Source organism: Flavicella sp. (assembly GCF_037132785.1).
Taxonomy (GTDB): domain Bacteria; phylum Bacteroidota; class Bacteroidia; order Flavobacteriales; family Flavobacteriaceae; genus Flavicella.
Genome location: NZ_JBAHZZ010000098.1, coordinates 25,816 through 34,705 on the forward strand (window position 1 = coordinate 25,816; position 8,890 = coordinate 34,705).

General features: G+C 30.8%; 7 protein-coding genes. 5 read left to right on the top strand and 2 right to left on the bottom strand.

Annotated features, from left to right (window positions below; translation table 11 throughout):
* Positions 1–52 precede the first annotated feature (52 nt).
* The 5 genes from V5787_RS06675 (at position 53) to V5787_RS06695 (ending at position 6,366) form a co-directional block, all read left to right on the top strand.
* Positions 53–862, top strand: a complete 810-nt coding sequence (locus V5787_RS06675; protein WP_336892483.1) for a TrmH family RNA methyltransferase — start codon at positions 53–55, stop codon at positions 860–862.
* A 90-nt stretch (positions 863–952) separates the two neighbouring features.
* Complete coding sequence (locus tag V5787_RS06680; RefSeq protein ID WP_336892484.1) at positions 953–2,185, top strand: M48 family metallopeptidase; 1,233 nt, start codon at positions 953–955, stop codon at positions 2,183–2,185.
* Positions 2,186–2,221: 36 nt separating this feature from the next.
* The gene (locus V5787_RS06685; RefSeq protein WP_336892485.1) at positions 2,222–4,435 is read left to right on the top strand and encodes a RelA/SpoT family protein; all 2,214 of its coding nucleotides are present in this window, start codon (positions 2,222–2,224) and stop codon (positions 4,433–4,435) included.
* A gap of 200 nt (positions 4,436–4,635) precedes the next feature.
* The gene (locus V5787_RS06690; protein WP_336892486.1) at positions 4,636–5,073 is read left to right on the top strand and encodes a transcriptional repressor; all 438 of its coding nucleotides are present in this window, start codon (positions 4,636–4,638) and stop codon (positions 5,071–5,073) included.
* 21 nt (positions 5,074–5,094) lie between these two features.
* On the top strand, positions 5,095–6,366 hold the full coding sequence (locus V5787_RS06695) for an adenylosuccinate synthase (RefSeq protein WP_336892487.1): 1,272 nt from the start codon (positions 5,095–5,097) through the stop codon (positions 6,364–6,366).
* A gap of 123 nt (positions 6,367–6,489) precedes the next feature.
* Here the strand turns inward: V5787_RS06695 and V5787_RS06700 are convergent, their stop codons facing one another.
* Positions 6,490–6,864: a DUF423 domain-containing protein gene (locus V5787_RS06700; protein WP_336892488.1), complete on the bottom strand. Its 375-nt coding sequence runs from the start codon at positions 6,862–6,864 to the stop codon at positions 6,490–6,492.
* 32 nt (positions 6,865–6,896) lie between these two features.
* Complete coding sequence (locus tag V5787_RS06705; RefSeq protein ID WP_336892489.1) at positions 6,897–8,462, bottom strand: YdiU family protein; 1,566 nt, start codon at positions 8,460–8,462, stop codon at positions 6,897–6,899.
* Between the last annotated feature and the right edge of the window lie 428 nt (positions 8,463–8,890).

An 8,890-nucleotide genomic window follows, 5' to 3' on the forward strand; every position in this document is an offset into this window, starting at 1 on the left:
AGCCGTTGTGCTTTTAGGACAGAATAGTATATTTTTGTTGAAAATTAATAAGATGCATAAAGAAATAGTAAGTCTTCAAAATTCACTTATAAAAGAACTTGTTCTATTAAAGGAGAAATCTAGAATAAGGAGGGTAAAAGGGAGTTTTTTACTTGAGGGATTACGTGAAATAGAGTTGGCTACTATTGGTAACTATGCAATTGAAAATATATTTTACTGTTTGGATATAATTTCCTTGGAATGTATTCAGAACATGCAAACACGCTTACCTGATTCTGTCTGTTTTATTAAAGTAAATAAGGATGTTTATCAAAAAATAGCCTACCGCAAAACAACCGAAGGAGTAATAGCAGTAGTCATTAGTAAATCTCACAGCCTAAAAGATATTCTATTTAAAAGAAAAACTCCACTAATTCTAATAGCAGAAGCACCAGAAAAACCAGGTAATATTGGAGCATTACTTAGAACGGCTGATGCTGCAAATATTGATGCAGTATTTATTGCCAATCCTAAAACAGATTTGTACAACCCTAATATAATTAGAAGTAGTGTAGGTTGTTTGTTTACTACTCAAATTGCTACAGGAAGTACTGCTGAGATTTTGAACTATCTAAAGGACCATAATATTAATTCTTATGCTGCTGTTTTAAAAGAAAATTCTGAGTTATACCAAAATCAAGATTTTACAAATTCATCTGCGATTGTTGTCGGAACAGAAGCAACAGGCTTGTCTGAAGAGTGGTTACAAGGAGCTACTAAGAAAATCATTATTCCAATGAATGGAAAAATAGACTCTATGAATGTCTCTGTTGCTGCCTCAATTTTGATTTTTGAAGCATCGAGACAAAGAAATTTTCAATAAACTTAACTTTTTTCTTTACTAGTGAATTTGGTTATCTTATTGATAAACTTAGTACATTTGTTTAAATCAATAACTTCTAATTAAAACCATATGTCACCATCACTTTTATTTAATATTTTAGTTGGAATTGTAGTTGTTAATTTTCTGAAAGAAGAAATTATTTCTTTTTTTAACGCAAAACATTTTAATGATAAGTTACCTGAATCGTTAGCTGATGTATACGACGAAAAGGAATATAGAAAATCACAAAAATATAAGAAAACGAATTATGATTTTTCATTATTTACAAATAGCTTTTCAATTCTATTAATCTTATCTTTTTTCTTTTTTGAAGGGTTTTCATGGTTAGATGACATTGTACGAGGGTTTACGAATAATGAGATCTTTCAAGCTTTAATTTATTTTGGAATTTTGTTTTTTGGAAGTGATTTGTTAAATATACCTTTTTCCTATTATAAAACTTTTGTTATTGAAGAGAAATTTGGTTTTAATAAATCGACAAAAAAACTTTTCTTCTTGGATCAATTAAAAGGTTGGCTATTAGCCATTTTATTAGGAGCTCCTTTATTGGTCTGTATCACATGGCTTTATGGAAGATTAGGAAATCAATTTTGGATATTTACTTGGGGTGTGATAGCATCATTTACAATATTTATGAATTTGTTTTATTCCTCTCTGATAGTTCCCCTTTTTAATAAGCAAAAACTTTTAGAAGATGGTGAATTGAAAATAAAACTTGAAGATTTTACAAAGAGTATCGGATTTCAATTGGATAAAATATTTGTAATTGATGGTTCGAAAAGATCTACAAAAGCGAATGCTTATTTTTCAGGTTTCGGAACAAAAAAAAGAATTGTTTTGTACGATACTTTGATTAAAGAATTGTCAACAGATGAAATTGTTGCTGTATTTGCACATGAAGTTGGGCATTATAAGGGAAAACATATTATTTTTAATTTAATTACTTTTATGTTACTAACTGGATTTACACTTTATGTTTTATCCTTATTGATAGGAAACCCTTTATTATCAGAAGCTTTAGGTGTTGAGATTCCAAGTTTCCACATAGGACTGATAACATTTAGTATTTTGTATATTCCAATATCAGAATTTACAGGTCTTGTTATGAACTTGATTTCTCGTACATTTGAGTATCAAGCAGATGATTTTGCCAAAGAACATACCAGTTCGGAAGATTTAATAAGTTCGCTAAAAAAACTTTCTAAGAATAGTTTGAGTAATTTAACACCACATAAAGCAACTGTTTTTATGTATTATTCTCATCCATCCTTATTAGAGAGAATTCGGAACTTGAGAAAATAAATTGAGTTTTAATTTATAAAAAGTGTTTTTTGTTTTATGATGTATAATGCAACGATAGAAGAAGAAAATAAAGAAATAGCTACTAGATATAAAGATTTATTAAAAGGAACTTATCAAACCCTTTCTGAAGAAGATAAAGTTCTTATAAGAAAAGCTTTTGATTTGGCTCTGGAAGCACATAGTGATCAAAGAAGAAAAACAGGTGAACCCTATATTTTTCATCCGATAGCCGTGGCTAAAATTGTAGCTTACGAAATAGGATTAGGAGCAGAGTCAATTGCTGCCGCACTTTTACATGATGTAGTAGAGGATACACCTTATACGGTGAATGATATGGAGCGTTTGTTTGGAGTAACCATCGCTAAAATTGTAAGCGGACTTACCAAAATATCAAAATTAAATAAAGAGCAAGACGCATCAATTCAAGCAGAGAACTTTCGTAAAATGCTTTTGACTTTACATGATGATGTGCGTGTTATTTTGATAAAAATAGCAGATAGATTACATAATATGCAAACCATGGATTCTATGCCTGGTTATAAACAAGTAAAAATCGCATCAGAGACACTTTATATTTATGCCCCATTAGCACATCGGTTAGGTTTGTATAATATTAAGACTGAATTGGAAGATTTAGGCCTAAAATATACAGAACCTGAAGTATTTGAGGACATTGAGCAAAAACTGAATGCGAATAAAGAAGAACAAAAAGTTTATATAAAAAAATTCTCTGATAATATTAGAGAAAAGTTGGATAATGAAGGATTCAAATATAAAATTAAAGGTCGAAGAAAGTCAATCTATTCTATACGTAGAAAAATGCGTGCTCAAATGGTTCGTTTTGATGAGATATATGATAAATTTGCTATTCGTATTATCTATAAATCTGATGAGAATAATGAAAAGTTTGATGCATGGAAAATATATTCTATTATAACAGAACAGTACAATCCAAATCCACTTCGATTAAGGGATTGGATAACAAATCCAAAAACCACCGGATATGAGTCGTTACATATTACGGTAATGGGACCTGGAGGGAATTGGGTTGAAATTCAAATCCGTTCAGATAGAATGAATGAGATTGCAGAAAAAGGATATGCAGCGCATTTTAAATACAAACAAGGAAGTCAAAATGAAAGAGGATTAGAAATTTGGTTAGATCGCCTAAAAGATTCTTTAGAAAATAAAAGTGTAAATGCTATTGATTTTGTTGAAGATTTTAAATTGAATCTATACTCTGAAGAAATTTTTGTTTTCACTCCAAAAGGAGAATTAAAAACATTACCTAAAGGAGCTTCAGCTCTTGATTTTGCTTTTGCAATTCATACGGATATTGGATTAAAGTGTAGGGGAGTAAAAGTAAATGGGAAATTGACTCCGTTGGATACTGTTTTAGGAAGTGGTGATCAGGTAGAAGTGCTTATTTCAAATGTAAAGAAACCAAACAATCGTTGGTTGGAGTTTGTTGTTACCACTAGAGCAAGAGCGAGAATTAGAGCTTCATTAAAAGAAGAAGAAAAGGGGATTTCTGAAGAAGGAAAAGTATTGTTAACCAGAAAGCTTCGCCAGTTAAAAATACCGTTTAACGACAAGACTGTTAGTAGTTTAGTTAGTTTTTTTAAATTACAAACGAGTTTCGATTTGTTTTATAGAGTGGGAGTTGGCTCTATTGAAAATTCTGAATTAAAATCTTTTGCGAATAAAAGAAGTAATTTAATTTTCAATTTCTTTAAAAATAAAATCCAACGGAGCGGAAGAAAGAAAGGGAAAGAAGAAACCGAAGAACTTAGTAATAATTATGATTTATTAGTTTTTGGAAAGGATGAAGAAAAGTTAGAGTATAAACTCTCAATGTGCTGTAATCCAATTGCGGGAGATAAGGTATTTGGTTTTCTTACGATTAATGATGGTATAAAAGTACATAAGTCTGACTGTCCAAATGCGATAAGCATGCAGTCTAATTATGCTTATCGAGTTATGTTTGCCAAGTGGATAGATTCTTCAAAACGAAATTTTAAGGTTACCTTAGAGATTAGTGGAGAAGATAAATTAGGAATTCTTAATAATTTGACTAGAATTATTTCTGGAAACTCGAATATGAATATTTACAATATCAATTCGGTTACCAGAGGTTCTGTTTTTCAAGGAAAAATTACTATAGATGTTAAAAACAAAACACAACTGAAAAAGCTGACTGAAAATATATTGAAAATTGAAGGGATTAATAAAGTAATTCGCATAGATTAATTTATTTTTAGTTAGTATAATATACCGATTAAAGGAGTCAGCTATAATCGGTGTTTTGGGATTTGTTCTTTGATTCTTGTTTTTTTTAAAATATTTTTACTGTAATTAACCAATAATCGAGTAAATAAATTGACAAATCCTCTCGTCTAAATGAAAAATAAAGTTAAATTTGCGTTTTGCGATTTTAAAATAGTTTACCAATGGAAAATAAGATTAATAGTCAAGAGACCGTAAAGGCTGTTTTTGTGAAGTTTTTGGAAAATAACAATCACAGAAAAACACCTGAAAGATTTGCAATTCTTCAAGAAATTTATGATTTAGAAGATCATTTTGATATTGAGTCATTGTATATCAGTATGAAGAATAAAAACTATAGAGTAAGTCGTGCTACTCTTTACAATACAATAGAATTATTGCTAAGTAGTGGTTTGGTAAGAAAACACCAATTTGGTCAAAATCAGGCACATTATGAAAAAAGTTTTTTTAACAAACAGCATGATCATGTTATTCTAGATACAGGTGAGGTTATTGAATTTTGTGATCCTAGAATCCAAAATATAAAAAAATCTATTGAAGAGTTTTTCAATATCGAAATTGAAGATCATTCACTGTATTTTTACGGAAAAAAGAAACAATAAAACAAATTAATTTTTTAGATAATGGCTGTAGATTTATTATTAGGCTTACAATGGGGAGATGAAGGAAAAGGTAAGATTGTAGATGTTCTTACAAAGAATTACAACTTAATTTCTCGTTTCCAAGGAGGGCCTAACGCAGGACACACTTTAATTTTTGATGGACATAAACATGTTTTACATACAATTCCTTCTGGAATTTTTCATGATGATGCTTTAAATATCATTGGAAATGGTGTTGTTATTGACCCTGTTGTCTTTAAAAAAGAATTAGAAAATTTAGAGAAGTTTAATTTAGACTTAAATGCTAAGATTCTTATTTCTAGAAAAGCACATTTAATTTTACCTACGCACCGTTTGTTAGATGCTGCTTCTGAAGCTTCAAAAGGAAAAGCCAAAATTGGTTCTACTTTAAAAGGAATTGGACCTACTTATATGGATAAAACAGGTCGTAATGGTATGCGTATCGGAGATTTAGAGTTAGATAATTGGAAAGAAATTTTCGGTATCTTAACTCAGAAACACTTAAAACTGTTAGATTTCTTTGATATTGAATTAGAATATAATTTAGACGAATTAAAAGAAGAATTTTATATTGCTGTTGCAAGATTAAAAGAAATGACTTTTATTGATAGTGAAGAATATCTTCACAAAGCAATTAAAGCAAACAAAACTATTTTAGCTGAAGGAGCACAAGGATCTCTATTAGATGTAGATTTTGGAACTTATCCTTTTGTTACTTCTTCAAATACTACTGCCGCTGGAGCTTGTACAGGTTTAGGTATTGCGCCTAATTCAATTGGTGAAGTGTATGGTATATTTAAAGCATACGTAACACGTGTAGGATCTGGACCATTTCCTACTGAATTGTTTGATGAAGATGGAGCTAGAATGGCTAAATTTGGTCATGAATTTGGAGCTACTACCGGTAGAGCTAGAAGATGTGGTTGGTTAGATTTAGTCGCTTTAAAATATGCTTGTCAGATAAACGGCGTTACTCAATTAAATATGATGAAAGGAGATGTTCTTTCTGGATTCGAAACTTTAAAAATTTGTACTGCTTATGAATATAAAGGAGAAATTATTGAGCATTTCCCTTATAATATTGAACCAGAAAACGTAAAGCCTATCTATAAAGAATTCAAAGGGTGGAAAGAAGACATTACTGAAATTTCTTCTGAAGCTGAATTTCCTAAAGAATTATCTGAATATATTGCTTTTATTGAAAAAGAGACTGAAATTAAAATCAGTATCGTTTCTGTAGGGCCAGATAGAAAACAAACTATTGTAAGGTAGATTTTAAAATAAATAAAAAATGCCTAGTTGAAAGACTAGGCATTTTTCTTCATTTATTGAATGTGAATTTTATTTGTATTCCTAGAAAAGGACAAGTGGTTTTTAAATTTGTTTTAAGGTTTATTAGAAAGAGGAAACTAGGAGCATAATCCAAGCAACGACCAAAAACAAGCCGCCTAGTGGAGTGATTGGACCAAGAAATCGAAGCTTTTTTCCTTTAGCGCTGCTTAAGACCAAACCATAGATGCTAAATGAGAACAAAAATGTTCCAAGTATAAAACAAGAGATCATAATAGTTTCTAAAGTGCTAGAAAATTCCAGTGTATTAGATAGAATTAATAGTACAATAGCATGATACATTTGATATTTCACACCTGTTTCAAAGCTTTTTTGAAGATCTTCTGAAACTATTTTTTTTAAGGCATGGGCTCTAAAAGCTCCAAAGATAACGGAAAATAGTCCGTAGAGCGCGGCGAAAAGTAATGTGATTTGATGCATCTTTATTGTTTTTTATGAAAATTGATTTAGTATTAAGAGCTACATGATAACATAGAGCAACCTATTTTGTTTTTTGCCCAATCTGGACGTTTTGCAAACCATTTTTCTGATTTTTTTTGTTCATCATATGGGTTTTTTAACAATTTGTAAAGTTCATCTATTATATTATAGTTTCCTTTGTCTGCAGCCTCTATGGCGAGTTGTGCCATATAATTTCTTAAAACATATTTTGGGTTAGTTAAATTCATTGCCGTTTTTCTGTCTGAATTTGTCAAGGTTTCTCTTAAAATACGATTTAGATAACTCCCTAACCAAAGAAGCCATTTTCTCTCAATAGTATCGACAATCTCAAGAGGTTGGTAAAAAGAAAAATTTATTTTTTGTAAAGCTGTTTCTGGGGAATCTTCCTTATTTAGGTCTGCTAATTTTCTGTAAAATATCGTCATATCCGTTTCGGATTGATGTAGTAAATTTTCTAATACTTCAATTAATTCGTTGTCTGATTTTTCCTTGAGGATTAATCCAAGTTTTGAACGCATCATTTGTAGATTTTTTTGCTCGTATTCAGTTTTATATTCATCAAGAATCGATTCAAGTCCACTTGTTTCTTCAATCAATGCGTACAGAGCATTTGCTAGTTGTAATAGGTTCCATAAACCTATATTGGGTTGGTTTCCATAGCGATACCTTTTGTGTTGTAGATCTGTAGTATTCGGGGTCCAGTTATGATCATATCCTTCTAGCCACCCATAAGGACCATAATCTATGGTTAGTCCTAATATGGAAAGGTTATCCGTATTCATAACGCCATGAACAAATCCCACACGTTGCCAATGAATAATCATATTTAAAGTTTTGCTTGCAACTTCTTTGAAAAATTGTAGGTAAATTGATTTGGAAGGAATTCCTAGTTTAGGATAAAATTGTTTTATCGTATAATCAACTAAAGTTTTTAAGGTATCGATTTCATTTTTAACAGCGAAAATTTCAAAGCTTCCAAATCGTAAAAATGAAGGAGCGACTCTACAAACGATAGCACCTTTTTCGTAGCCTTGATTGCCATCATATAATATATCCCTCAATACTTGATCACCAGTAAGAGCCAAGGAAAGAGCTCTAGTCGTTGGGACTCCTAAATGAAACATGGCTTCGCTACATAAATATTCCCTAACAGAAGAACGTAAAACAGCTAGGCCATCAGCAGTACGTGAATAAGGAGTTTCTCCGGCACCTTTTAGCTGAATAGCCCAACTTAGATTATTGTGTTCTATTTCGGCTAAATTGATAGCACGTCCGTCGCCTAACTGTCCAGCCCAGTTTCCAAATTGGTACCCGCCATAACACATGGCAAAAGGTTTTGTGTTTTTTAAAATTTTATTACCTGTAAATATTTCAGTAAAACTCTGAGAATCTACCTCTTTTTTGTTAATTCCTAACAGCTCTTGAACTTCAATAGAGCTGTGAACGAGCGATGGGTTTTTAGTCTTTTTAGGATTTACAAAAGAAAAACAAGATTTTGAAACCTGCCGTATGGAGTTTTCAAGAATAGGGTCTGCAGGTAATTCTTTATTAAAAGAGTCTTGGACATTAAGTTTCATATTTACAAAGTTAATACTTTCGTGTTTACCCTGATAATAGGTAACTCATTTTTAATATATATGGTTTTTTATGATAAATTGTTTTGTTGAAATATGATCTTGATTGTTGTATTTTAAAGCTTAATACTCTAAGCTGAACATCGTAAAAGAGTTTGGTGATTTCTTTTTTTAGATATAAACCACAATATTTGTTTTATGATTGTAAAAGAAACAAAATCATTAGGTGTTATTTTAGCAGTTTTTGGGGTCGTGTTGTTTTCGGCTAAAGCCATTATGGTAAAATTAGCATATTAACCTCGCATCTATATATCGTTAGTTTTACGCAGCATATTTTATGTTGTGATGTTTAAAATATTTGACTACCCTTTTGCAGTCATTTTGAAGTGTTTTCATGTGATTTTCTGAATTTTCCTTCATCTTTTCTTGTG

Coding starts and splice junctions, on each gene's coding strand:
- V5787_RS06675 (WP_336892483.1), top strand. CDS start 53: ATGCATAAAGAAATAGTAAGTCTTCAAAATTCACTTATAAAAGAACTT.
- V5787_RS06700 (WP_336892488.1), bottom strand. CDS start 6,864: ATGCATCAAATCACATTACTTTTCGCCGCGCTCTACGGACTATTTTCC.
- V5787_RS06695 (WP_336892487.1), top strand. CDS start 5,095: ATGGCTGTAGATTTATTATTAGGCTTACAATGGGGAGATGAAGGAAAA.
- V5787_RS06685 (WP_336892485.1), top strand. CDS start 2,222: ATGATGTATAATGCAACGATAGAAGAAGAAAATAAAGAAATAGCTACT.
- V5787_RS06680 (WP_336892484.1), top strand. CDS start 953: ATGTCACCATCACTTTTATTTAATATTTTAGTTGGAATTGTAGTTGTT.
- V5787_RS06705 (WP_336892489.1), bottom strand. CDS start 8,462: ATGAAACTTAATGTCCAAGACTCTTTTAATAAAGAATTACCTGCAGAC.
- V5787_RS06690 (WP_336892486.1), top strand. CDS start 4,636: ATGGAAAATAAGATTAATAGTCAAGAGACCGTAAAGGCTGTTTTTGTG.